This window comes from Aeromonas sp. A600620 (assembly GCF_029479985.1).
Lineage (GTDB): Bacteria > Pseudomonadota > Gammaproteobacteria > Enterobacterales > Aeromonadaceae > Aeromonas > Aeromonas veronii_A.
This window is the reverse complement of the sequence record NZ_JAAKXB010000002.1, coordinates 412,019-435,628: the sequence shown is the minus strand read 5'-3', so window position 1 is coordinate 435,628 and position 23,610 is coordinate 412,019. Positions and strand designations below refer to the sequence as shown.

The following is a 23,610-nucleotide window of genomic DNA, read 5'->3' as shown; positions in this document are numbered from 1 at the left end:
AATCCATCCACCAGAATAATAACATCATGTTATGAAAATGATTTTTCAGTGTTAGTTATGAATGTGGGGCAGGGTGATACGGAAGGTTCTATTATCAAGTGAGTAATCCGGTCTATCTAATTACTGTTAAACGTCAAGAGGAACTGGCCACCTCTTCTTTTGGCCAAAGTTTGGATGAGTAGAGCGATGAAAAACATTTTACTGGCCGTGTTATTGACCCTATGTGGAATTTCCACGCATGCCTCAGAATATTGCCTAGAGCGATTTAATGAGGACATTCGAAAAGCGAACGTTGAACTCTCAGATAAGTTGACTCGACTGGATGCCCTACAAACCATTCTCGTGAATGTTCAAAAAGACAAGGATATCACGAGCAAAGAAATGGCAGATATTGTACATCGTGACCCATCGTTAAGCATACCCACAAACCGAGATAGAATGAAATATCTGTCTGAGCAATACGATGTCCTTGATCGCAACGAGACAGAGGCAAAGAGTGAATCCTTTCAAATTCAGGATCGAGTCTTTTCCCTCAAAAATACTATCCCTGCAAACTTGGCTGGACAGTTACGAGGATGCGTTGAGGTGGTAAAACCCGCTAACACTTTAGTTAATACCGTAATCCAGGCTATAGCAATTCTATCAACAGGTGGCGCGTCGCTTTCACTACCTCCCAAAGCTCTATATGTAGATATGGGACAAGTTCTAAACGGTTACCCGCTGGGCGGTCCACAGTCAGTCGTTAACGAAACTCGTCAGGCAGTTTTAAACGCGCTTGGTATCGGTGGTGAGAACAATGACATAGGGAAAATTATCAAAGATCCTGGTCGGATCATTCGTTGTTTGTTTGGTTGTTAGCAACCCACCTAAACAAATAGTCCCTATCGGCAGACACAAAAACAGTGTCATTGTTTAGTCGCAGGAAAATAACACTAACAATGAATATATGACGATGTCGATTACATTGGGTATAAGACTAGGGGCACTATTGCGCCCCTAGTCCTTTCAGTACCAACTGCCGCCCCTCTGGCGTCAGCGAGCTCATCAGGCTCAGCACCAGCTGGTTGGTGGTCTTGGCCGAAGGGCTTAAAATGTGGGCGAGCGACAAGGTGGCCACATTCAGCGTCAGTCCTTTGGCAAAGATAGATTCGAATAACTCACTTAACCACCGGTAGCTCGCCGAGCGCGGTGGTATAGCGGGGGCTTAGCTGCTCCCGCTTCATCATCCACTCTCGAGTACCCCGTCCGCGGGCCGCGAAGTAAACTTTCCCCAGTCGCCCCTGGTTGATCTTGTCGATGACCTGCATCAGCGCCTCGCTGCGCTGGGATTGCTGCTGTGCGACGAACAGGTCGCCCTGCTGCATGCTGGCGGGGGTGAAGTCGGCCAGCATGACGCCCCCTTTCTGGTATCGCTGCTCGTCGCGCCAGATGCGGGGGAGCAGTTCGGGGATCAGGGCCAGCAGCGCCCGGGTGTCATGGGTGGGCATCGCCAACTTGGTGCTTACCTGGTTGCCGTAATAGGGTTCCCGGTCGCTGAACGGGCTGGTGCGAATGAACAGGGTCACGTGCCGGCAGCACACCCTCTCCCCCCGCAGCTTCTCGGCGGCCCGCTCCATGTAGCCGGCCAGTGCCTGGTGCATGGGGCCTATCTGGGTGATGCGCTCCCCAAACGAACGCGAGCAGATGATCTGTTGCTTGGCCTGAACCTCTTGCTCCAGTTCGGCACAGGGAATACCACGCAGCTCCTGAACCGTGCGCTCGACCACCACGCCATAGCGGCGCCGCAGCGCCTTGGGGTCTGCGGCAACCAGTTCGGCCACAGTCTTGATGCCCTGAGCCTCCAGCTTGGCGGTGAGCCGTCGGCCAATGCCCCATATCTCATCCACCGGGGTGATCGCCATCAGCCGGGCGCGCCGCACTTCATCCCGCAGATCAACCACACCGCCAGTGGCGGGCCACTTCTTGGCGGCGTAGTTGGCGAGCTTGGCGAGCGTCTTGGTGGGGCCGATGCCGACCCCCACGGTCAGCCCCGTCCACTGCTGCACCCGCTCGCGAATCTGGCGGCCATAGGCCATCAGGTCGCCCGCCCAGGACTCGCTCAGTTCGATGAAGGCCTCGTCGATGCTGTAGACCTCCACCGCTGGGGCCATCCCCTCCAGAATGGTCATCACCCGGTTCGACATGTCGCCATAGAGGGCGTAGTTGCTGGAGAACCAGACCCCGCCCATGGCCTCGAAGAACTGGCGGATCTGGAAGTACGGCACCCCCATCTTGATGCCGAGCGCCTTGGCCTCCGCCGAACGGGCCACCACGCAGCCATCGTTGTTGGAGAGCACCACGATGGGCCGCCCCTTCAAATCAGGACGAAACAGCCGTTCGCAACTGGCGTAGAAGTTGTTCACATCGACCAGAGCGACGGCGCAGCGCTTGTTCATGGGGTATCCACCTGATGCACGACAAAAGACACCACCCCGAAGATTTCCAGCTCCTGCCCCTCACTGAAATGGATAGGCCGATATGCCGGGTTGCCAGGGAGCAAGGCGACTATGGGCTCAAGCTGCAGCTCCTTCACCGTGAACTCGCCATCAACTGCGGCGACCACCACGCTACCGTGCCTGGCCTTGCGGCTACGGTCGACGACCAGCAGGTCACCATCGCGGATCCCGTGGTCGACCATGCTGTCACCGGCCGCCCGCACGAAGTAGGTGGCCGCTGGATGGGCCACGCACAACTGGTTAAGGTCGATGGTCTGCTCGGTGTAGTCCTGCGCCGGCGACGGAAAACCGCAGGCCACCGGGGAGAGAAACAGGGGTAGCTCCAACAAGGGAGCATCGGGAGCGGGTTGAGCAAACATGCTGGCAATCTCTGCATTACTGTATGAATGCACAGTATAGCAAGCCACCAAAAGCGGATCACCGTTTGACGTTTGGCGTTTGGCGTTTGGCGTTTGGCTCAATATCTACGAAAGTTCTTGGTCAATGAAACTCTGCATGAGCTACCGCCACCCACCGCGACAGTGACCGGCAGCTCCTGCTCACTCGCCTATTACGCTAACACTCATTAACATGACGGTAATGTAACCAGTCCTGCTAACACGATTAACAGATCAGATAGGGCCTAAAATAATGCCGAATTCTCAACAACATACTACAAGGTAAGTTATAGGTATCAGCTTTTTACTATTCGTCTACGATGAAAGATGATGCTTTCAAAACGCTCTTGGCATCGTTTTCAGACTGAGGAATGATGTCTTGCATGAGAATCATATCGAAGCTGTTCAGTATTGACGAACTTACGCGACTTTTTATTAAATTAAAATCTCCAACATAATCATTGCAGGGAGAATGTCTACCAATAGACTGTTCAAATAAAGAATCACTCTGTCTACGCCATTCTTGGGGACCAGTGATTTTTTTCAGAGCTCCCTCAGGAACACGTTTTCCTGAGCCTGTGACGTAGAACGCTTCACGCTGAATGTACGAACTAACGTTATAATTGCATCGTCTAGTATCTACTGGATGTGTTAAAGTTGAACTACTACCATGTTGCGCCATAAATGCTTTGATGTGGGCTGTAAATACATATACAAACTTATCGGCACTGCCATTAGGATAACTAATGGAATACGATTTCTCTATAGTTTTCAATATGGTATCGCTATCTTCACGTGTTTGCGATTGTGCATTAGCCGTGACTATCAGCAGCATTATTAATGACATTTTTGCCTTCATAATTACTTTCCTATGCTGACCATCGAGAATTAACACCACATCAAGGTACTACTAGCATAGTGTGCCATACTTCAGTTACGAGCATTAGTTACATAGATCTCAGTTTTATACAAAAATTTATACGGTGATACCCCAGTTCTGCGTTGTTGACTAAATCCGAACTGGGCAACCGTTTTCCCAAGCGGCTTCTTCAACTCAGCTCACCTGCAGTCTCACAAGCGTGCCATGCGTTGTCATTCTCTCCATCGCATTAATCCCTTCCAATGCCTCACACACCTGAGCATTGTAATTCCTCAGGCTAGATATCGAGCCTGAGGAATTGTTTGAAACGATACATCGCTGTCTCGGCCATCGAACGCTGATATATCCTATCCTTTGAGACCCCCTTGTCACCAATCTGACGACTGAGAGTATCGCGCTGTTGATAGCATCCTGAATGAGTTCGCACAGATGCAGTACTTCATAAGTGGCGTAGTACTGCTCGAGCCCCAAGCCATGCCCCGCCATTAGTGGGAATTTATACAGACCGACACCTCCGGAAAACGATGTGATGTCTGCACATACAGAGTGCTATTTTCCTACATTGCCGCAAACTAATCCTCGGTAGCAATATACCCAACTTGAATCAACTTAATGCCATCATTTTTTCGTCTGGGATGTCTACTAACACGCTGATTGAACCTGAAAGGATCTGATGGAAAGTGAAGGATCGCAAAAAGGATCCAAAATGCCGCACGCGGCCAGTGCTGGCGCGGGGAGCAGATAGCCGCCGCCAGTCGTTCACCTGCATGATTTTCAACACATAAAGCGCGCAGGCGAGGCGGGGTCCCGATTGCGCGCGCTGGGTGTTGAGGGACCTTTCGAGGCTCCGCTCATGCTCGCAGGTGCGCGTGAAGGATCTCGGGAGTGTGATGGGCGAAGGGTTGGCCGACGATGGCCTGTAACACGACTGGTGGGCTCTGGCTGGATGGGATCCCAACCAAAACAAAACCCCCTGGGTAGGGGGCTTTGAATTAAATCATGGAGGAATTTGGAGGAATTCCAATTTGAAGATAGCCAAGGTTTTCAGCTTTGCACTGTCAGATCTGACAGTCGATAAGAAGTGAATCGGATTATCTCCTCCCCTGCCCACTCGTTGAACTGCGCAAAGTTCGCCTTCATGCTGTCGATCTCGTTGACGTCAAACACCTGGGCCGCCTTGGTCACATCCCCAAACCCGCCCGTGTTGTTCGGTACCACCCCCATCAGTTGCGGCGGTACCCGATGGGCCGCCAGCTGGTCATCCCGGCTAACCCCTTTGATGGAAAGGAAATCATCCTTGGCCGCAATCTCGGCCACCGGGATCAGCTTCACCGAATCCGCCTTGCCACCCGGGGTGTAGAGCAGCAGGTTGCGGAAGTTACCCGGCCCCTTGCTGTTTTGCAGCGCCGTCTTGAGCGCGGTGATGTCGCCCTCGTTCTGCAGGGCATCGCTGATGTGCAGGATGAACCCCGCATGGCTGCCGTTCTCGTAGTAACGACGGCGAAACAGGGTGGCCGACTCGTTGAGCAGTGCCGAGTTCAGGCTGGCCACGTAGTCAGGGATGCCATAAATCTCCTGATTAACGTCCGCCTCCATCACATGCCCCACATCACCGGCGGGCAACTCCACCTCATCCCCAGGCCTTGGCACCCACCAATAGCGGTCAAGGTCGAGGGAGCGACGAGTGTACTTGGCCGGCATCTGGTCATAGCGCAACGTGCCACCCAGCCGGTTGCGCACCCGCTGCAGGTGAGCGTTTCCGAAGATTTCGTAGTCCATCACCAGCCCGGTGAAGGCGGCCAGGCTCAGTTTGGGATGAGGGATGAAACAGCCGCGCAAGATATTGCGCTTCACCTGGATGGCCGAGGCGTGATGCACCGCTGCCCGATAGACCCGCGCCAGCCCGTGCAGGCTCAGGGGATGCTCATACCAGCGGCCGTTGTGCATCGACTCCAGGTAATCGAACACCTCCCGCTGGGACAACACCGGGATAGCCTCCCCAAACGTAAACGCCTGCACACCGGCAGGCGAGTTGATCTGCTCACTCATCAGTAAATCTCCATAAAGCCGGAATTGGTGCCGGTCTGCCCCTCAAGGGGCTCGTGTAACAGGGCTTGCATGGTTGCCCAGGCAATATCGGCGTGGCTGGTCTCATCGGAGCGGCTGGCCTCGAAGGTGGGCAGCTTGCCACTTTGGGTCACGGCGCGGCGGATGCTCATGAACGCCTGGGCCAAGTCGGTCCAGCCGCTGTCGAACTCCAGCCGCCCCTTGTTCATCACATCCTGTGCCTTCATCACCATCCGCATCTTCACGTTGGGGTTGTACTGGATGGCGGTCACTGCCGGGTAAAACTGCTTCACCAGCTGATAGACCCCCTCCCCGATCCCGGTGGTATCGATGCCGATATAGGCGACGTTGTAGCGATCGCAGATGGCGCGAATGGATTTGGCCTGGGCGTCAAAGTCCATCCCCTGCCAGCGGTGGCGCTCCAACACCCGAAACTTGCCGCCGGGCACCAGTGGCGGGGCCAACACCGCGCAGCCGGCACTGTCACCTTTGCCCCCCTTGGCCGGGTCATAGCCGATCCACACAGCCCGGTTGGCCAGCGGCCGTAAGGTGTGGGGCTTGTAGTCCTCCCACACCAGCCAGCTGTCGACCATGCAGCGCTGCAGCGTCGCCAGCGGAAACAGACTCTCGGTGTCATCCATGAATTCGCACATCAGCAGGTTGCGGTACTCATCCTCGGAATACTCACTGCGCAGCTGATCCAGGTCGAACAGGTTGCAACCGCCGCGCACCGCATCTTCCACAGTGACAATCTGCCGCCACTGGCCATCGGCGCACAGCTTGCCGGCAGACAGATTGGCGTGGCTCAGGTCAATCTCGACCCGGTCTGCCTTGGCCTTGCCGCGGTTAAAGTTGGCGCCAGACCAGAACCCATAAGCGGGATGGGAAAGGCTGGAAGGGGTGGAGATGTAGGTCTGGCGCCACTTCTTGTGCATTGCCATGCCGGACGCCACCTTGCGAAACTCCAGAAAGCCGTGGATCCAGAAATACTCATCCATGTAGATGTTGCCGTGGTAGCTCTGGGCGGTGCGGGCATTGGTACCAAGGAAGTAAAGGTGCGCCCCGTTCGGCAGCACCATGGGGTCACCTTTGAGCTCAACCCCCTCCTCCTTGGCGAACTGGATGATGTACTGCTTGAACATGTGGGCCTGCGCCTTGCTGGCTGACAGGAAAATCTGGTTGCGCCCGGTCACCAGGGCATCAATGAACGCCTCGAAGGCAAAGAAGTAAGTCGCCCCGATCTGGCGCGACTTGAGCAGGTCGCGGATCCGGTACTCCTGTCCGGCCTGATACCAGACCCGCTGGTAATCGAACATGGTCGACTCAAACCGCTCGATGAGCCGCTCTTGCTGCTCGGGCTCCACCACGTTGCGCTCGGGCGCCTTCTTCGGCCCCTTGTTGCGGTTGGCCACCTTGGGGTTGAGGTCGGCCTCGTTACCGCCGTTGCTGTACTTGTTGACCCGGGCGATACGCTCGAGCTGGCGGCCCAGCAGGTCAATCTCCTTGAAGTCACCGCCGCTCTTGGTCTCCTTCATCACCAGCTGGATCATGCGCGCCTCGATGGCGCTATCCACCCGGTCTATCGGTTTGATGTCCTCCCAGCCGTCACGTTTCTTCCAGGTCGAGACGGTACCCTCCGGCGTCTGCAACAACTCAGCAATGGCGCGCAGCGGGTACCCCTGAAAGAACAGGTACATGGCCTGCCGTCTGGGGTCGAGATGGGGAAAGATGATGGGTGCTGTTGTCATGGCGCCAGTCTACCCAGCCGCTACTACCCCAAACGCCCCACTGCCAGTGTGTAGCGCCACCACACACTGGCCCCGGATTGCACGATCCCGCCGCTCACCCAGACCATAACCGCGACATCACTACCCAATAACCAAAGGGATCCCAGCACATGCCTAAGTCCAAATTCTTCCGTGTTGCGGTTGAGGGGGGCACCACCGACGGTCGCGCCATCACCCGCGAATGGATTGAGCAGATGGCCCAGCGCTACAACCAGGCCACCTATGGCGCACGGGTCAATATGGAGCATATCCGGGGCCTCGACCCCAACGGCTTGTTCAAGATGTACGGCGACATCACCGCCGCCAAGACCGAAGAGGTCACCATCGAAGGGGAACAGCGGTTGGCCCTGTTCGTCCAGATTGACCCGACCCCTGAGCTGATCGCGCTGAACAAGAAGCGCCAGAAGGTCTACACCTCCATCGAGATCCACCCCAACCTGAACGACAAAGGGGCGTACATGATGGGGCTGGCCGTGACCGACAGCCCGGCAAGCCTTGGCACTGAAATGCTGCAGTTCTGCAGCAAGGCCGCAGTCAACCCGCTGGCCGACCGCAAATACCATCCGGAATGCCTGTTTACCGAAGCCCTCGAAACCGTCATCGAGTTTGAAGATGAGCAAGAGAAAGGCCCGGGCCTGCTGGAACGGATCAGCGCCATTTTCACCAGTCACAAGCAGCAATCGACCGCCGATTTCAGCGAGGTGCATCAGGCCGTCGAAGCCGTCGCCAAAGAGGTGACCAGCCTCGATACCGACCTGCAAACCAAGTTCAACGAACTGACAGCCCGGCAAACGGCGACTGCCAACGCCCTGGCCGACCTGACCACCCAGCTCGAGCGCCAGGAGGATTTCAGCCACAAGCGCCAGCCTGCCACCGGTGACGATGGCACCACGCCAACCAAAACCGATTTTTAAGGGACCCCGATAATGCGCAACGATACCCGTCAGCAATTCGAGCAGTACACCAGCCAACTGGCGAGCCTGAATGCCGTCAGCTCGGCCATGGTGCAATTCAGTGTCGAGCCCAGCATCCAGCAAAAGCTGGAAACCAAAATGCAGGAGTCCGTCGACTTCCTCGGCATGATCAACATCGTGCCGGTGGATGAACTCAAAGGGGAAAAGGTCGGCATCGGCATCAATGGCACCATCGCCTCTCGCACCGATACCAGTGGCGGCAAGGCCCGCGTCCCGTTCGACCCGACCGGACTGCAAAACACCAAATACGAATGCGAAAAGACCAACTACGACACCAGCATCGGTTACGCCAAGCTTGATGCCTGGGCCAAGTTCAAAGACTTCCAGATCCGCATTCGCGATGCCATCGTCAAGCGCCAGGGCCTGGACCGCATCATGATCGGCTGGAACGGCAAACTTGCCGCGAAAGACACCGATCGCGTCCAGTTCCCCATGCTGCAGGATGTCAACATCGGCTGGATTGAGCACACCCGCAATGATGCTCCCGCCCAGGTGATGAGCGAAGGGGATGCGGGCACCGGCCATATCTACATCTACCAGCCCAAGAGTGAAGCCGACACCAAAGAGGGTGATTACGGCAACCTCGACGCCCTGGTGTTCGATCTGGTCAACAGCAAGATCAAACCCTGGTACCAGGACGACACCGATCTGGTGGTGATCTGCGGTCGCAAGCTGCTGGCCGACAAATACTTCCCCATCCTCAACGAGACCCGGGACAACCAGAACAAGCTGGCCGGTCAGGTGCTGGTGAGCCAGAAGCAGATCGGCGGCCTGCTGGCGATCCGCGTCCCCTTCGTCCCGGAAGACACCCTGATCGTCACCCGCCTCGACAACCTCTCCATCTACTGGCAGATCGGCGGCCGCCGTCGCCACCTAGAAGAGCAGCCGAGCCTCGACCGCATCGTCAACTGGGAATCCTCCAACGATGCCTACGTGGTCGAGGATTACGACTGCATCGCCGTCGCAGAAAACATCACGCTGGGCGCCAAACCTGCGCCTGCAGGCGGTTAAGGAGCCACGATGACACCTGCACAACGACACACCGCCCGCATCATGGCCGCCCTGCAAGGGGCGGCCAATCCCGAGCAGGATCGCGCCGCCGCCAACCAGTACGAACTCCAGCTGATGCAGCTGGCCGAGCACCGCCGCACCCTCAAGGGCATTCAGAGCCTCGAGCGCAAGATTGACGCCAAACGCACCATGCTGGCCACCTACACACCGTGGATTGATGGCCTGCTGGCCGCCGATCGCGGTGGTCAGGATGACGTCATGGTGACAGTGATGCTTTGGCACCTCGACACCGGCGATCTGGCAGGTGCCCTGCCGATGGCTGATTACGTGATCCGCCACGGCCTCAATACCCCGGACCAGTACGAACGCACCGCCCCCACCCTTATCGCCGAAGAGGTGGCCGACACCGCCATCAAGCTGCAAGAGGCGGGCAATGGTCCGTCCCTGCCATTGCTCAGCAGCTACATGAACATGCTGGCTGACTGCGACATCTTCGACCAGGTGCGCGCCAAGTTGCACAAGGCGGTGGGCCGCTCCTGTTATGCCGAAGGGCTCAAGGAGCAAGCGGCCGACCACTACCGCCGCGCCATCGAACTGCACGACAAGGTGGGCATCAAGCGAGAGCTGGAAGATCTGCTGCGCGAGATCAAAAAAGAGAAAGCCGCCTCCGGCCAGCCGGCCAACGAACCGGCACCGCAGCCAGACGCTGAGCCCCAATCCGAATCACAGCCACCCGAACAGCCTGACCCCGCCCCCGGCGAGACCAGCTAACCGAGCGAACCCCGCACCCTGGGCGGCTCGGGCCTGACGAATGCCAGCGGCATACCAGACGGCCCGACCACCGCCCAACATGGGGCGCCACCTCAAATCAGGAGCACCATGAGCACCGGATTTTTAGCCACCAACCCGACCCCGACCGCCACAGAAGAGGGCGAGATCACCAGCGCCCCCTTCTGGCCGGCGATCTCGCTCTGCGCGCTGCGCGACACCGTCCGGCTCGATGGCACCGTCACCACCGCCCGCATCACCCATGCGGTGATCGACGCCATCACCAGCGTCAACCGGGATCTGGCCCAGTGGCGCAGCGCCAGAGAAAGTGAAGGTCACGCCACCCTGGCAGCCGTGCCCGCCGAGCCCATCAACGGCGAATCGGTACACCTGCACAGCTACCGGCGCGCCGTCTACGCCATGACCCGCGCCAACCTGCTCGAGCGCTACACCGACTACAGCGCCACCGGTGACGGCATCAAAGGGGCCGATGCCAAAGAGATAAGTTCGGATGACCTCTACCGCGATGCCCGCTTTGCCATCCGCGACATCATCGGCACCACCCACACCACGGTGGAGCTGATCTGATGCAACTGCGCAGCCTGCAGGGCGACACCCTCGATCTCATCCTGTTTCGTCACTACGGCTACACCGCGGGCATCACCGAGCAGGTGCTCAACCTTAACCCCGGGCTGGCCGCGCTCGGCCCCATCCTGCCAACCGGCACCCTCATCAACATGCCAGCGGCCCCCACTCAGGCCGAACAGCCGCTGATCCAGCTATGGGACTGACTGTCATGCGACACAAGAGAACACCGACATGAGCCGCCTCGACGACGAACTCGAACGACTGGCCAACATCAGCGAGCAACAACTGGCTGCCCGCATCCATGCCGCCCGCATTGCGGGCACTGGCCCCCACTACTGCATCGACTGCGACGACCCGATCCCGCAGGAGCGCCGCGAGGCGATCCGGGGCTGCGAGCGCTGCGCCGACTGCCAGACCATCCACGAATTCCAACTCGCCCGCCACTGCGGCAGCAAACGATAGGAGAGCACGATGCCAGAACCGATTTCCTCCAGCGCCGCAACCAGCACCCTCACCGGTCTGGCCTTGCTGTTCACCCTGCCCGGGGTGGATCCCTCCGTCGTGCTCGGCGCACTCACCGGCGCGGTGCTGTTTATCTCGGCCGCCGAAGAGCAGGGGCGCCTGCGCCGGATTGCCCTGTTTGTCGCCTCGTTTGTCAGCGGCCTGCTGCTGGCCGGCTTTACCTGCCAACTGCTGGAGGTACTGCTGCCCGCCAGCGTCCAGGTCAGCAATGCGATCGGCTCGCTGATCGCCTCCGCCATGATGGTGCGCCTGCTGCAGCTCATCATGCGCAATCAGGATCGGCTACTTGAAGCCTTGTTTAACAAAAGGGGGCAACCATGATCCCGACCACTCCGACCGGTGTGTTTATCTACACCGCCCTTTACGCCCTGGTCTGCGCCGCCATCTTCCTGCGGGTCATGCTGTTTGACCGCAAAGGTGGCGAGTATCGCGCCCTGCCCGCCTGGATGGCGTGGCTGCTCTGCGTGCTGTCAGGCTCCATTCCACTGCGCTTTTTGTTTGGCGGCATTCCGGTGCCAGATCCGGCCTCCTTCGGGCTTGCCCTCTTCCTACTGTGCGCCGTGCTCAACACCCGCGGCTCGGTGCACCACCTGCTGCCCCGGGGCAAACCGTCCAACACCGACCATGCCCGGGATATTTACCGGAGGTACCAGCCATGAGCCTGAAAAAAGGGGATACCGGCACCGCCGTGGCCGACCTGCAACGCCGCCTCACCGCCGCCGGTTATCAGCTGGCAGTAGATGGCTGGTTTGGTGAGGCAACCGAGCAGGCGCTGATAGCCTTCCAGCGGGATTACATGATCGCCGCCATCGGTCAGGCGGGCCCGCGCACTCTGGCCGCCCTGCTCGGCAGTGAACGCGGCAACCAGCTGACCATCAATCACATGCAGGCCGGTGCCGATCTGCTGGCGGTGCCGCTGGCCACCATGGCCACCGTCGCCCAGGTCGAGAGCATCGGTGAAGGATTCACCCAGGCTATGCGCCCGGTGGTGCTGTTCGAGCGGCATGTGTTCTACAAGCAGCTCACCAAACATCTGGGCAAGGCGGCCGCCGACCAGTTGGCCGCCCATTACCCCAACCTGGTCAGCCCCAAGCGCGGCGGCTATGCGGGCGGCGCAGCCGAGTGGGAACGACTGCAACTGGCCATCAGCCTGCATCGGGATGCCGCCATCGAGTCGGCCAGCTGGGGCATGTTCCAGATCATGGGTTACCACTGGCAACCGCTGGGCTTTGCCTCTGCCAGCGACTGGCAGAACGCCATGCAGCGCAGCGAAGTCGAACACCTCACCGCCCTGTGCCGCTTTATCCAGCAAGACCCCGCCATGCACAAAGCGCTGCAGGGGCGAAAGTGGGCGGACTTCGCCCGCCGCTACAACGGCCCGGCGTATAAGGAAAACGACTACGACACCAAGCTGGCCAAGTGGTTTGCGTACTTTACCAAGGTCTATAAGGTGCAGGAGGTAGCCAATGTGGCGTGAACTGCTGGGCTCGCCCCTCAGCTGGTTGCTGCTGGCGTTGGCTGTCGCCCTTAGTGGCTGGGGCTGGTCAGCCCGCTCGGCGGCCAAGACCAAAGGGGACGTCACCACCCTGCAAACCAGTCTCAAGGCAGCCGAAGAGAAAACCAGAGAGGCCGAGCGACGCGAGCAGCTTAAAGAGACAGCCATCGCCACCCTCACCTGGGAACTGACCACCCAGGCACAAGCGGCGCAGCTGCTGCAGGGCCAGCTCGACCAGCTGGCGCAGGCTGCCGCCACCCGCGCCGACACCATCAAGAGGCTCAAACGTGAAAATGCCGAACTCAGCACTTGGGCTGATCGCCCTCTGCCTGACCCTGTTATCAGGCTGCTCCAGCGCCCCGCCCTCACCGGCTCCGCAGATTATCAGGCTCACCTGTCCAGCCCCGAGCCCCTGCCGGCTGCCGCCGGCGGCACCACGCAATAACGGCGACTTGCTCGACCAGCTGAGCCAGACCGAGGCCGCCTGGGCCAGTTGCGCCGCCAAGGTCGATAGCCTCATCTCCTGCCAGACACGACAACAAGGAAGGGAAGATGGAAAAGCCAAAACAGATCCGTGAGGTGCTGACCCGCTGCGTACCGCACCTCAAAACCAACCCGGACAAGCTGCACATCTTTATCGCCCCGGGCAATATCGAAAGCACCGGCGCCCGCTCCCTCTCGTTCGAGTGGCAATACCCCCTCACCATCGGTATTGAAGACTTTGCCGGCCACCCGGATCAGATCATGGTGCCGCTGCTGGCCTGGCTGCGCCAACATCAGCCCGAGCTGATGACCAACGACGAGTTGCGCAAGGATGGCATCACCTTCGAGGCCGAATACCTCGCCAACGACCTGATGGATCTCATCATCACCGTCAAGCTGACCGAGCGGGTCAAGGTATGGCAGAACGAACAGGGGATAGGCTGGGAGCATCTGCCAGAACCGCCGGAAGACCCTTATGACGGCATCACCTGGGAGCTCTTTATCAACAGGGAACCGCAGCCATGGCCACCGACGACCTGAACCGGCTGGTCAGCTGGGCCGATGCTCTGCTGGTCAGCATGACACCGGCCGCCCGCCGGCAACTGATGGGGGAAATGGCCCGCAGCCTGCGCGCCAGTCAGAGCAAACGGATCAGGGCCAACATCCAGCCGGATGGCAGCCCTATGACCCCGCGCAAGCCGCTCAGGAAGCTGGCAAAAAAACGCGGTACCACTCGCCGCAAGATGTTTCAGCATCTGGTCAGCCCCCGCTGGCTCAAGGCAACCAGCACCGAGCATCAGGCCGTGGTCGAGTTTGTCGGCTCGGCCAATCGCCTCGCCACCATTCACCAATACGGCCTCAAAGATCGCATCAAGGACCGCGAGATCAGCTATCCGGCACGGGAGCTGCTGGGACTCACTACGGAGGAGGTGGAGCAGTTGGAGGAGTTATTACTTGCCCAACTGTCCCATTCAAACAACATCGGACGTTGATAGCAGAAAAAAGGACCTCTATGATGCCCTATTCCGTCTATGCCACAAGGAGGATAAATGGACAGAAAAGAAAGGTTACAACCCATTGAACAGGGGACTAATAAGCTCGGAGATGCCCCAATACTTTATGAAAGTAGCATCTCACCAATGCAAATCTGGCAAGGTGTACTGCTGTTCTTACCGCTGATTTATGCCGCGATCTATGTCATTGGAATGTTCTATCACTTTGGGTATCTTGGAGAGTTCCAGTTAAACCCCTACGACTTCCAACAACCAACTGATCTCACACTTCTACGCGGTTTTACTTCGTTAGCAGGCATCCTATCGCTAACTAATTTTAAGTATGCAATATTCCTTTTTGCTGCTTTTGTGGGACTGCTCGTTTTTCTGTTGTATGCAAGGCAAGTAAGGGAGTACTTCACTAAATTTTTCCGTCGACTGAAGGGCTTAGACAAAGCCAGCAAAGCAATAAAAGACACCTTGACTGAAGCTCCAGTAACGACTCAGCTATTAGACAAAAGTACAGAGTTGTATGCACGAATAGTGACACTGGCAGTGCCATTTCTCATTCTGTTTATTTTGGCGATAGTCTCTCTGCAAGATGGAATCGCTGATGCCAAAAAAGATAAGATAGACCTCTCGCAGCCAGATAACGCAAGAACCATCACCACCTCGTCACGTTTGGGTGATAGACCCAACCTGCGCATTATTTGCAATACTACCCACTGTGCTTACTGGAACACGACAGGTACTCTGATCCTGCGCCATGACCAGGTAGATCAGACTCTGATCCTCCCCCCCAAAGAGCCTAAGAAGTCATGATAACCCGACACAGGGCTGCAGCCCTGTGTTTGCCCCCAGCCGAAAAAGACATCCCCTGCACTGACGGATATCGCTACCCTGACCTAGTGTTGGCGCGCCGCCGACCGGATGATGGAGGCGCCCTCAGCATCTCCCCCCTGCTTGAGGTCGCTGAACACCGTGACGCAGGCCACTACTACTCCATCATCAACTAGTACACCAACCCCCTGAACCAGGCCCGCAAGATCCTGGCCGACCGCCCCCGCCATATCCAACCCAACACCCAAGGCGACAGCGACTGGCTCAAGCAGATACCCCACCTGCGCCGACAGCCGAAAGCGATCGGCTGATAATGTGACCGGTCACGCATTACTCATGCGTGACCGTACTTTCGTCTACGGCTTCCGCATCAATTGGGGTTGATTGGTTGCGCGATACTGCGCGATACTATGCAGGTAACGGCATGTATCTGACAGGTATGGCAGGCCGGTAGCGCAGAATAGTAAAGTGAATCGGTCGATAATAATAAATAGGGCAAGACATGGCGAATGTACTAGATGTAGCGAAGTTGTTTATACGGTTGGGGGACGACGAAGATGGCATCTCCAATCTTAAGCTTCAAAAGCTCGTTTATTATGCTCAAGGCTACTATTTAGCATTGTACGATAAGCCGCTGTTTGACGATAATATTGAAGCTTGGGCGCATGGCCCCGTTGTACCTATTCTTTATCATAAATTCAAAGATTTCGGCAGCAACTCGATTGATGACAATCCAAAGTTCAGCCCGCATACATGCCTGACCAAACCAGAAATTGCTCATATTGAAGAAATTTATAATGTCTTCGGGCAATTCAGCGCTTGGAAGCTTCGTAATATGACGCATGAAGAATCGCCTTGGATTAAGCATGAAGCTTTCGCTGATGTTATCCCACAAAAAGAACTTAAAGAATACTTCGATACTCGCGTTAGTTAATATCCATGGCCAAAAGAATAATAAAGTTACCTAAAGAAAAAACGGACGGTAAGATATCGGCGCAAGATCCATCAGTTAACTATGATGAACACCCGCCAATTTTTTCCCTTGAACGTCTTCAATCCGGTAACTTTTGTTTACAAACGCTAGACCAAGAAGGAAAGGCTAACTTTGCAGAGGCCATCTTTCGTAGAAAAGGAATGATGTGGAAAGATATTAAGCAAATGCCAAAGCATGGCTTGGGCTTTGAAAAAATATCTAAAACCGCAATACATGCTGCTATTCCAAATTTCATCACACCAGATGTAGACCATTTTTTAGCTTTTAGGTATCACGGAAAAAGAGCCATGGTTGGATACCGAAAAAATGACATATTTTATGTTCTCTGGTTTGACAGTGTTTTTACTCTTTATTCCCATTAGCGCGATGGTCAAATAGGCACTGACGCCAATCGCGAACGCTGTGTTTCTTCTGCCCGCTAAATTAGCGCACAACCAACCCGCCTGACAGCATCACCACCGCCGCCAGTGTGCCAGCGCCGTGCACACTGGCCTCCCCTCGCCTTACCCGCCATTGCCCAAAACAATGGCCCCATGCAACCGACCCCAACCGAACTCAAGCGCCTGATCGACAACCTGATCCGCATTGGCACCGTCACCGCCGTGCGCTCAGGGGAATGTCGAGTCAAAACCGGCAACATCACCACCAACTGGCGGCCCTATACCACAGAACGGGCCGGGGCTAACCGTACCCGCCACCGCCTGAGCCTGGGCGAGCAGGTGATCCTGCTCTCCGTCAGCGGCGATCTGCGCAATGCCTATATCGTCGGCCGCCTCAATGCTGACCAGTTCCCCGAACCGTTGGCCGAAGATGACAACCCGGATCTCGACCGTACCGAATACAGCGACGGCGCCATCATCGAATACAACCCGGCAACCGGGGCACTCAACGCCACCGGTATCAAGTCCGCCACTATCTCGGCATCGGTAACCGTCAAGCTGATCACCCCGCTGGTCGAATGCACCAAGGCGCTCAAGGTTGGCACCACCATCAGCGCGGGGGGCAAGATTACTGCCCCCACCGCAACCATCGGCGGCATAGAAGTCACTACCCACAAACATAAAGACACCATGCCGGGCAGCGGTACATCAGGGGGCCCGGTATGAACTGGCTCGGCATGAATTCCGCCCATGGCCGCGCCATCAGCGCCACCGACCACATCATCCAGTCGGTGCGCGACATCCTTATCACCCCGGTGGGTTCGCGGGTGATGCGCCGCGACTACGGTAGCGAGCTCTTTTACCTCATCGACATGCCCCAGCATCAGGCCACCCGCCTGCGCCTGATGGCCGCCACCGTACAAGCCCTTATCAACTGGGAACCGCGCATCACCGTCACCCGCGTCGATGTACTGGGCGGCGGCATGGATGGTGCCCTCACCATCGAGCTCACCTGGCAGCGCAAAGATGGCGGCGTGCTGGAGTCTACGACCATCCCCATTCCGACAGGAGCCGCCCAGTGAGCAATGTAGACCTGACCCAGCTCCCGCCACCGGAAGTCGAGGAAACCCTCGACTTTGAGGCCATCCTGGCCAAGCGCAAAGCCATCCTGATCAGCTACTACCCGGCAGACCAGCAGGCGGCTATCGCTGCCACGCTGGAACTGGAATCCGAACCGCTCAACAAGCTGCTACAGGAGAATGCATACAACGAAATGATCCTGCGGGCCCGCATCAACGATGCCGCCAAGCAGACCCTGCTCGCCTTTGCCAGTGGCACCACCCTGGACCATGTGGCCGGTGAGTACGAACTCGAACGCCTGCTGGTCACCCCAGGCAATCCATCAGCAACCCCGCCCATCGAGCCGGTGTATGAATCTGATGACCGCCTGCGCATGCGCTGCCAAATGGCCTATGAGGGCATGGCCACGGCGGGCCCGGTCAATGCCTACAAGTTTCACGCCCTCTCGGCCAGTGCCGAGGTGGCGGATGTCGCCGTCGACAGTCCCACCCCGGGTACTGTCAGAGTGACCATCCTCTCACCGGCAGGCCAGCCGAGCGCCGACACCCTCAATCTGGTCGAGCAGGCACTCTCTGCCGAAGACGTGCGCCCGCTCTGCGATCTGGTGGCGGTCGAACCGGCCCAGATCAAACCCTTTGCCGTTGATGCCACCCTCAACGCCATCGGCCTGGGTAAAGAGCAGGCCATTGCCGCCGCGAAAGATGCCATGACCAAGACGGCAGCCGCTTACTACCGGGTCGGGACCACCGTCCCGCTTTCCGCCATCTATGCCGCCCTGCACCAACCGGGGATCGACAGCGTCACCCTGCGCGCGCCGCTGACCGATGTCACCTGCAGCGCGCAGCAGGCCGCCAAACTCACCGCCCTCCACCTCGACTAAGGACACCACCATGGCAAACGCCCTCTATGACAAAGGCCGCGAGAAGTTTCTCACCGGCACCATCAATGCCAGTGCCGACACCCTCAAGTGTGCCCTGCTCAAAAGCACCTATTCGCCGACCCTCGCCAGCGACGAGTTCTACAGCGGGATCTCGGCCCATGTAGTCGGCACACCGCAAACCCTCACCAGCAAAACCGTGGCTGCTGGCGTGCTCGATGCGGCCGATGTCACCTTCACCGCCGTGCCAACCGCCAACGTGAACTACTGCGCCATCTACAAAGACACCGGCAACGCCGCGACCAGCCCGCTGATCGCCCTGTTCGATACGGCGGCGGGCCTGCCGGTCAGCACCAACGGCGGCGACATCATCATCGCCTGGGATAACGGCCCCAATAAGATCTTCAAGCTCTGATGGCAACCCTCTATCCCGTCTGGCGCGGGTCACTCACCTATCACGACGGCACCCTGTCACATGACGGGGCAGCTCTCTATCGGGGCACAGTGCAAGGCCCGGATGATCCGGTGCCCGACGCCATTGCCGGGGTCAGAGTTGGCTTGACAGTGGCAGGGATAGAAGCAGGCCAAGTCGGGATGGCATCGCTCATTCAACGCGCCAAGCCAACCGGGATCAGCCAGTTTGCAGCCGGGGCCAACAAGCTGACCAGCCGCACCAAAGCCATCGCTATCAGCGATGGCGCACAGGGCGCTCCGGCAACGACCATCCGGGCCACGGTTGCAACAATGGGCGACCTGCTCGCCATGGGGGCGGCTGACATGTCAACACAGATAACCCTTGTCGGGCTTGATGCGGGGATGGTCGGCACGGCGGGAGTCAGAACCCGGCTCGGTACTGGCGGATTACAACCTGATGCCATCAAGGTGCCGACCATTCAGCAACGGCTGGCTCCTGCAGGATTCGCTCTCGGCGTCATCGGCAGCCACAAAGCCAAGGTACGACAGACCATCGGGGATCTGGCTGACGGTCAGCAAGGTGCGCTATTGCTGAAAACCAAACTGGCGCAGGCGGCAACCGCCTTTACCGGCGCCATGGGCACACCGATCGCCAAGTACGCCCAGATCATCTACCCTATAGCGCCAGCCCTGCCAACAGCAACCCAGCCAGCCCTGACCATCACCCTGGCACACGATGGACTAGCGCCCCCATTGGTAGGCCCGTTCACCACCATCACTCGCTTGGCGAGCCAAGGGGTCGATGCCGGTGGCATGGGGTCGCACAAGGTGCATCGCCTGCCACTGGCAACCCCGGCAACCCGGGATCTGCTGCCCCCCTCTGCAACCCGGCTGGAGCACCTGACCGCCGCCGCGCTGGCCTACAACCTGACACCAGAAGTCATTACCTCCACCCGCTTTGCCGACACCTGCCCGGCGCCACTGCTGCCCTGGCTGGCATGGGCCCGCTCGGTGGACTGGTGGGAACTGGCGGAATCGGAAGACCAGCAGCGGGCGCTGATCAAAGCCTCGTTCAGGTTGCATCAGCGCAAGGGAACCCCATGGGCCATCAAGGAAGCGCTGAACGTGCTGGGCTTTGGTGACAGCACCATCATCGAGCGCGCCACCGGCCGCCGCTATGACGGCACCCTCAGCTACAACGGCAACGAACCCCATGGCGACCCGACCCGCTGGGCAGTCTATCGGGTCATCCTGACTCGCCCGGTCACCACCGAACAGGCCAACCGCATCAAGCGCCTGTTGGCAGAGATGGCCCCAGCCCGCTGCCACCTCTCTGCGCTCGATTACACCCGGGCGCCCGTTACCTACAACGGCGCCGCAACCTACAACGGCAACTACAACCACGGAGCCTCGTGATATGGCGAATTTACAAGAGGTCGTCAGCTGGGAGGCTGGCATCTACCAACTCGAAACCGGTGATCCGGTGCTGGGCGGCCCGGGCGGCATCTCCAACAAGCAAGCACAAGCGCTTGCCAATCGTACCGCCTACCTGAAAAAACACGTCGATGATATCGAAGGGGGCAACACGGCGGCGGGCAAGGCCAACAAGCTCAGCACCGCCCGCAATATCGCCCTGGCTGGTGATGTGACCGGTCAGGCGGCATTTGATGGCAGCGGCAACATCACCATCACCGCCACCTATAAAAACTCGGGGGTGGTGGCGGGCACCTATCGCTCGGTCACCGTCGATGCCAAGGGCAACATCACCGCCGGCAGCAACCCCACCACCCTGGCGGGCTATGGCATCACCGATGCGGTTCCCATCGCACAAAAAGGCGCAGCCAATGGGGTGGCGACGCTCGATGGCAGTGGCAAGGTCCCCGTCAATCAGATCCCGGCCACGGCCATCACCGACACCTTTGTGGTCAACACCCAGGCCGCCATGCTGGCCCTGACCGCCGAAGTCGGGGATATAGCCGTACGTACCGACCTCAACAAGAGCTTCATCCTGCGGATTGCGGGCGCCGCCACTCTGGCCAACTGGCAAGAACTGCTCACCCCGACCGACTCGGTGCAATCGGTGGATGGCATGACCGGGGCGGTAACCATCGCCACCGCCAGTGAAGCCGTGAAGGGTAAGGCACAGATCGCCACCCAGGCAGAGGTGAACGCCGGTACCGATGACGCCAAATTCGTCACTGCCTTGAAACTGGCAAAGATGGGCATTCAAAAACAGATTGCAACCTTCAAACAGGTGGGCGTGACCCACTGGGTGGTTCCAACCGGCGTGTATAAAGTCCTGGTCACAGTGGTCGGAGCCGGCGGCGGTGGGGGGGGAGCCAACTCATCGACCAATTACAACGCCAGTGGTGGCGGGGGTGGCGCAGGGGGATATGCCAAAAAGTTGGTCAATGTGTCACCTGGAGACAGCATTCCTATCACTGTCGGAAGCGGTGGAATAGGGGCAACAAATGGATTGAATATCGCTTTACCGGGACAAACCAGCTCGTTTGGGTCGTTTTGTAGTGCAACCGGCGGTAACCCGGGGAACTCCGCCATAGGCGGAACAACCTCTTCGATGTGTGGAGCTGGAGGCAGCGGCGGGTTAGGTTCTGGCGGCGATATTGATGGCTATGGTGGCCATGGTTCTGCCGGAATTGCTGCAACACCGACCACGGCAGGAGGCTCGGTGGGACGGGGACTAGGAGGGGCAACTATCACTTCATTAGGTAGCGGTGGCAATGGTGGCGCAACAGTCACAGGAAATCAGGTTTCCGCCGGTCAAAATGGGTTAAACGGTATGGTCATTGTGGAGTGGTAAATTATGTGGGCACGAATCGAAAAGAATGTCGTCATGGAAACCACCGAGGTTGACCCCTCTGGCCGCTATTATGAAGCGCTTGACTGGATAGCATGCAGCGATGATGTGATGCCTGGATGGGTCGTCTCAGGTAACAACATCACACCACCCTCAGTAACGGAAGTCTCTCCTGAAGATAGCGCGCAAGCGCGCCTGTCAGACTGCCTCACGTTGGCAAATCAGACCATTGCTACCCTTCAGCCCGCAGTCGATGGCGGCTATGCCAAGCCAGAGCACACCCAGTTGCTGGCCGACTGGCAGCGTTACCGCTACGAGCTGACGCTGGTGTCGGAGCAAGCCGGCTGGCCAGAGTCGCCGCAGTGGCCAACCGAACCGGACAAAATCATCTAACGAAACACCCCGCCTTGTGCGGGGTGTTTCGTTACTGCCGTCCGTTACCCCGTTGTCACCGCCCATCCAGTGTATCCACGCCAGATACACTGGCCGCCGCTCGCCTGCGATCCCCTGCCCCTGCATCCTGACCCTGTTCACATCACCTGCATTACCTACGCAAAGAATGCTCCGTCCGGACAACAGGAGAACCTATGGCACTGGACCAATTCCACCACGGCGTGCGCGTCGTCGAAGCGACCGAGGGTACCCGTACCATCCGCACCGTCGCCACGGCGGTGATCGGCATGGTCTGCACCAGCGAAGACGCCGACGCCACCTACTTCCCCCTCGACAAGCCTGTGCTGATCGCCAACCTGCCAGCGGCCATCGCCAAAGCAGGCAGCGAGGGGAATCTCAAGCGCTCGCTGCAAACCATCTATGACACCGTCAACACCATCGTTATCGCCGTGCGCGTGGCCAAGGGGGCGGACGCGGCAGCCCTGACCAGCAACATCATCGGCACCATCAAGCCCGATGGCAGCTATACCGGCCTCAAGGCACTTGAGCGGGCCACCCCGGCCACCGGCGTCAAGCCGCGCATCCTCTGCGTGCCGGACAACTGCACCCTGCCGGTATCCACTGCGCTGGCGGGCATGGCCAAGAAGCTGCGCGCCTTTGCCTACGTGCCGACCATCGCCGAGACCGTCGAAGCCGCGCTGGCCTACCGTGAAAACTTCTCCAGCCGTGAGTTGATGCTGGTGCATGCCGACTGGATCGCGTGGGACGTTGCCACCAATGCCAGCATCAAGCTCGATGCCTGCCTCAAGGCTGCCGCCATGCGGGCACTGATCGACAAAGAGATTGGCTGGCACAAGACCCTGTCGAACGTCGGCGTGACCGGGGTCGATGGCATGACCAAAAACCTGTTCTGGGATCTGCAAGACCCCGACACCGAGGTCGGCCTGCTCAACGCCAACGAGGTCACCGCACTGATCCGCTCTGACGGCTTTCGCTACTGGGGCAACCGCACCTGCTCAGATGATCCCCTGTTCGCCTTCGAGAACTACACCCGCACCGCCCAGATTCTGGCTGACACCATGGCCGAGGCGCACATGTGGGCCAACGACAAGCCGCTGCACCCGTCCCTGGTCAAAGACATCGTCGAAGGGATCAAGGCCAAGGGCCGCGAGCTGGTGAACGGCGGATATTTGCTCGGGTTTGACTGCTGGTACAACGAGGAGCTCAACGACAAGGACACCCTCAAGGCGGGCAAGCTGCGCATTGATTACAACTACACCCCGGTGCCGCCGCTTGAAGACCTCGGTTTCATCCAGCGCATCACCGATTCCTACCTCATCGACTTCGGCGCCCGCGTCGCGGCCGCAGCATAAGG

General features: G+C 58.3%; 30 protein-coding genes and 1 pseudogene. 25 read left to right on the top strand and 6 right to left on the bottom strand.

Going from position 1 to position 23,610, the window contains the following annotated elements; translation table 11 throughout:
* Nucleotides 1-186 precede the first annotated feature (186 nt).
* The gene (locus tag G5533_RS04690; RefSeq protein ID WP_421313011.1) at nucleotides 187-858 is read left to right on the top strand and encodes a hypothetical protein; all 672 of its coding nucleotides are present in this window, start codon (nucleotides 187-189) and stop codon (nucleotides 856-858) included.
* Between the two features lie 127 nt (nucleotides 859-985).
* Here G5533_RS04690 and G5533_RS04685 read toward each other — a convergent pair.
* The 6 genes and pseudogenes from G5533_RS04685 to G5533_RS04660 all read right to left on the bottom strand — a co-directional run.
* Nucleotides 986-1,139, bottom strand: a pseudogene (locus G5533_RS04685) (transcriptional regulator); the annotation flags it as partial.
* An 18-nt stretch (nucleotides 1,140-1,157) separates the two neighbouring features.
* Complete coding sequence (umuC, locus tag G5533_RS04680; protein WP_421313012.1) at nucleotides 1,158-2,435, bottom strand: translesion error-prone DNA polymerase V subunit UmuC; 1,278 nt, start codon at nucleotides 2,433-2,435, stop codon at nucleotides 1,158-1,160.
* Nucleotides 2,432-2,854 (bottom strand): translesion error-prone DNA polymerase V autoproteolytic subunit, encoded by a 423-nt coding sequence (gene umuD, locus G5533_RS04675; protein ID WP_441254560.1) that lies wholly within the window; start codon nucleotides 2,852-2,854, stop codon nucleotides 2,432-2,434. The genes umuC and umuD overlap by 4 nt, the downstream gene beginning before the upstream one ends.
* A gap of 325 nt (nucleotides 2,855-3,179) precedes the next feature.
* Entirely contained in the window at nucleotides 3,180-3,731 is a 552-nt protein-coding gene (locus G5533_RS04670) for a hypothetical protein (protein WP_421313014.1), read from the bottom strand.
* A 1,065-nt stretch (nucleotides 3,732-4,796) separates the two neighbouring features.
* The gene (locus G5533_RS04665) at nucleotides 4,797-5,801 is read right to left on the bottom strand and encodes a phage portal protein (protein ID WP_013723865.1); all 1,005 of its coding nucleotides are present in this window, start codon (nucleotides 5,799-5,801) and stop codon (nucleotides 4,797-4,799) included.
* The gene (locus tag G5533_RS04660; protein ID WP_058056121.1) at nucleotides 5,801-7,567 is read right to left on the bottom strand and encodes a terminase ATPase subunit family protein; all 1,767 of its coding nucleotides are present in this window, start codon (nucleotides 7,565-7,567) and stop codon (nucleotides 5,801-5,803) included. Before G5533_RS04660 ends, G5533_RS04665 begins: the two co-directional genes overlap by 1 nt.
* A 149-nt stretch (nucleotides 7,568-7,716) precedes the next feature.
* Between G5533_RS04660 and G5533_RS04655 the strand changes: the two genes are divergently transcribed.
* The 24 genes from G5533_RS04655 to G5533_RS04540 all read left to right on the top strand — a co-directional run bounded on the left by G5533_RS04655 (nucleotide 7,717) and on the right by G5533_RS04540 (nucleotide 23,608).
* Nucleotides 7,717-8,520 carry a GPO family capsid scaffolding protein gene (locus tag G5533_RS04655; RefSeq protein WP_441254559.1) on the top strand — a complete coding sequence of 268 codons (804 nt, stop codon included), beginning with the start codon at nucleotides 7,717-7,719 and terminating at the stop codon, nucleotides 8,518-8,520.
* A 12-nt stretch (nucleotides 8,521-8,532) separates the two neighbouring features.
* A complete protein-coding gene (locus G5533_RS04650) occupies nucleotides 8,533-9,591 on the top strand; it encodes a phage major capsid protein, P2 family (RefSeq protein WP_013723868.1) in 1,059 nt (352 codons plus the stop codon).
* 9 nt (nucleotides 9,592-9,600) lie between these two features.
* Nucleotides 9,601-10,362 carry a phage terminase small subunit gene (gene gpM / locus G5533_RS04645; RefSeq protein ID WP_429069638.1) on the top strand — a complete coding sequence of 254 codons (762 nt, stop codon included), beginning with the start codon at nucleotides 9,601-9,603 and terminating at the stop codon, nucleotides 10,360-10,362.
* A gap of 108 nt (nucleotides 10,363-10,470) precedes the next feature.
* Nucleotides 10,471-10,947 carry a head completion/stabilization protein gene (locus tag G5533_RS04640; RefSeq protein ID WP_429069641.1) on the top strand — a complete coding sequence of 159 codons (477 nt, stop codon included), beginning with the start codon at nucleotides 10,471-10,473 and terminating at the stop codon, nucleotides 10,945-10,947.
* Entirely contained in the window at nucleotides 10,947-11,150 is a 204-nt protein-coding gene (locus G5533_RS04635) for a tail protein X (RefSeq protein ID WP_005352059.1), read from the top strand. Before G5533_RS04640 ends, G5533_RS04635 begins: the two co-directional genes overlap by 1 nt.
* Nucleotides 11,151-11,178: 28 nt before the next feature.
* Nucleotides 11,179-11,409 carry a TraR/DksA C4-type zinc finger protein gene (locus G5533_RS04630; protein WP_019445413.1) on the top strand — a complete coding sequence of 77 codons (231 nt, stop codon included), beginning with the start codon at nucleotides 11,179-11,181 and terminating at the stop codon, nucleotides 11,407-11,409.
* Between the two features lie 9 nt (nucleotides 11,410-11,418).
* Nucleotides 11,419-11,790: a putative holin gene (locus G5533_RS04625; RefSeq protein ID WP_005352066.1), complete on the top strand. Its 372-nt coding sequence runs from the start codon at nucleotides 11,419-11,421 to the stop codon at nucleotides 11,788-11,790.
* Nucleotides 11,787-12,128, top strand: coding sequence for a phage holin family protein (locus G5533_RS04620; protein WP_441254558.1), 342 nt, complete (start codon nucleotides 11,787-11,789; stop codon nucleotides 12,126-12,128). Before G5533_RS04625 ends, G5533_RS04620 begins: the two co-directional genes overlap by 4 nt.
* Nucleotides 12,125-12,946 (top strand): N-acetylmuramidase domain-containing protein, encoded by an 822-nt coding sequence (locus G5533_RS04615; RefSeq protein ID WP_441254557.1) that lies wholly within the window; start codon nucleotides 12,125-12,127, stop codon nucleotides 12,944-12,946. The genes G5533_RS04620 and G5533_RS04615 overlap by 4 nt, the downstream gene beginning before the upstream one ends.
* Nucleotides 12,936-13,409, top strand: coding sequence for a phage lysis regulatory protein LysB (locus G5533_RS04610; protein ID WP_441254556.1), 474 nt, complete (start codon nucleotides 12,936-12,938; stop codon nucleotides 13,407-13,409). The genes G5533_RS04615 and G5533_RS04610 overlap by 11 nt, the downstream gene beginning before the upstream one ends.
* Nucleotides 13,294-13,542, top strand: coding sequence for an Rz1-like lysis system protein LysC (lysC, locus tag G5533_RS04605; protein WP_421167927.1), 249 nt, complete (start codon nucleotides 13,294-13,296; stop codon nucleotides 13,540-13,542). The genes G5533_RS04610 and lysC overlap by 116 nt, the downstream gene beginning before the upstream one ends.
* The gene (locus tag G5533_RS04600; RefSeq protein WP_201889356.1) at nucleotides 13,517-13,987 is read left to right on the top strand and encodes a phage tail protein; all 471 of its coding nucleotides are present in this window, start codon (nucleotides 13,517-13,519) and stop codon (nucleotides 13,985-13,987) included. The genes lysC and G5533_RS04600 overlap by 26 nt, the downstream gene beginning before the upstream one ends.
* A complete protein-coding gene (locus G5533_RS04595) occupies nucleotides 13,969-14,439 on the top strand; it encodes a phage virion morphogenesis protein (protein WP_441254554.1) in 471 nt (156 codons plus the stop codon). Before G5533_RS04600 ends, G5533_RS04595 begins: the two co-directional genes overlap by 19 nt.
* Before the next feature lie 57 nt (nucleotides 14,440-14,496).
* Nucleotides 14,497-15,261, top strand: a complete 765-nt coding sequence (locus G5533_RS04590; protein WP_201889358.1) for a hypothetical protein — start codon at nucleotides 14,497-14,499, stop codon at nucleotides 15,259-15,261.
* A 520-nt stretch (nucleotides 15,262-15,781) separates the two neighbouring features.
* Nucleotides 15,782-16,213, top strand: a complete 432-nt coding sequence (locus G5533_RS04585) for a Panacea domain-containing protein (RefSeq protein WP_201889359.1) — start codon at nucleotides 15,782-15,784, stop codon at nucleotides 16,211-16,213.
* A gap of 5 nt (nucleotides 16,214-16,218) precedes the next feature.
* A complete protein-coding gene (locus G5533_RS04580; RefSeq protein ID WP_201889360.1) occupies nucleotides 16,219-16,635 on the top strand; it encodes a hypothetical protein in 417 nt (138 codons plus the stop codon).
* 171 nt (nucleotides 16,636-16,806) lie between these two features.
* Nucleotides 16,807-17,379, top strand: coding sequence for a phage baseplate assembly protein V (locus G5533_RS04575; RefSeq protein ID WP_323918537.1), 573 nt, complete (start codon nucleotides 16,807-16,809; stop codon nucleotides 17,377-17,379).
* On the top strand, nucleotides 17,376-17,735 hold the full coding sequence (locus G5533_RS04570; RefSeq protein WP_441254553.1) for a GPW/gp25 family protein: 360 nt from the start codon (nucleotides 17,376-17,378) through the stop codon (nucleotides 17,733-17,735). Before G5533_RS04575 ends, G5533_RS04570 begins: the two co-directional genes overlap by 4 nt.
* Complete coding sequence (locus G5533_RS04565; protein WP_441254552.1) at nucleotides 17,732-18,613, top strand: baseplate assembly protein; 882 nt, start codon at nucleotides 17,732-17,734, stop codon at nucleotides 18,611-18,613. Before G5533_RS04570 ends, G5533_RS04565 begins: the two co-directional genes overlap by 4 nt.
* Before the next feature lie 10 nt (nucleotides 18,614-18,623).
* Nucleotides 18,624-19,025, top strand: coding sequence for a hypothetical protein (locus G5533_RS04560; RefSeq protein ID WP_216989356.1), 402 nt, complete (start codon nucleotides 18,624-18,626; stop codon nucleotides 19,023-19,025).
* Nucleotides 19,025-20,440 carry a phage tail protein I gene (locus G5533_RS04555; RefSeq protein ID WP_441254551.1) on the top strand — a complete coding sequence of 472 codons (1,416 nt, stop codon included), beginning with the start codon at nucleotides 19,025-19,027 and terminating at the stop codon, nucleotides 20,438-20,440. Before G5533_RS04560 ends, G5533_RS04555 begins: the two co-directional genes overlap by 1 nt.
* Nucleotide 20,441: 1 nt before the next feature.
* The gene (locus tag G5533_RS04550) at nucleotides 20,442-21,845 is read left to right on the top strand and encodes a glycine-rich domain-containing protein (protein WP_429054217.1); all 1,404 of its coding nucleotides are present in this window, start codon (nucleotides 20,442-20,444) and stop codon (nucleotides 21,843-21,845) included.
* Between the two features lie 33 nt (nucleotides 21,846-21,878).
* Complete coding sequence (locus tag G5533_RS04545) at nucleotides 21,879-22,235, top strand: tail fiber assembly protein (protein ID WP_421352297.1); 357 nt, start codon at nucleotides 21,879-21,881, stop codon at nucleotides 22,233-22,235.
* A 194-nt stretch (nucleotides 22,236-22,429) separates the two neighbouring features.
* Nucleotides 22,430-23,608, top strand: coding sequence for a phage tail sheath protein (locus G5533_RS04540; protein ID WP_216989354.1), 1,179 nt, complete (start codon nucleotides 22,430-22,432; stop codon nucleotides 23,606-23,608).
* Nucleotides 23,609-23,610: the final 2 nt, after the last annotated feature.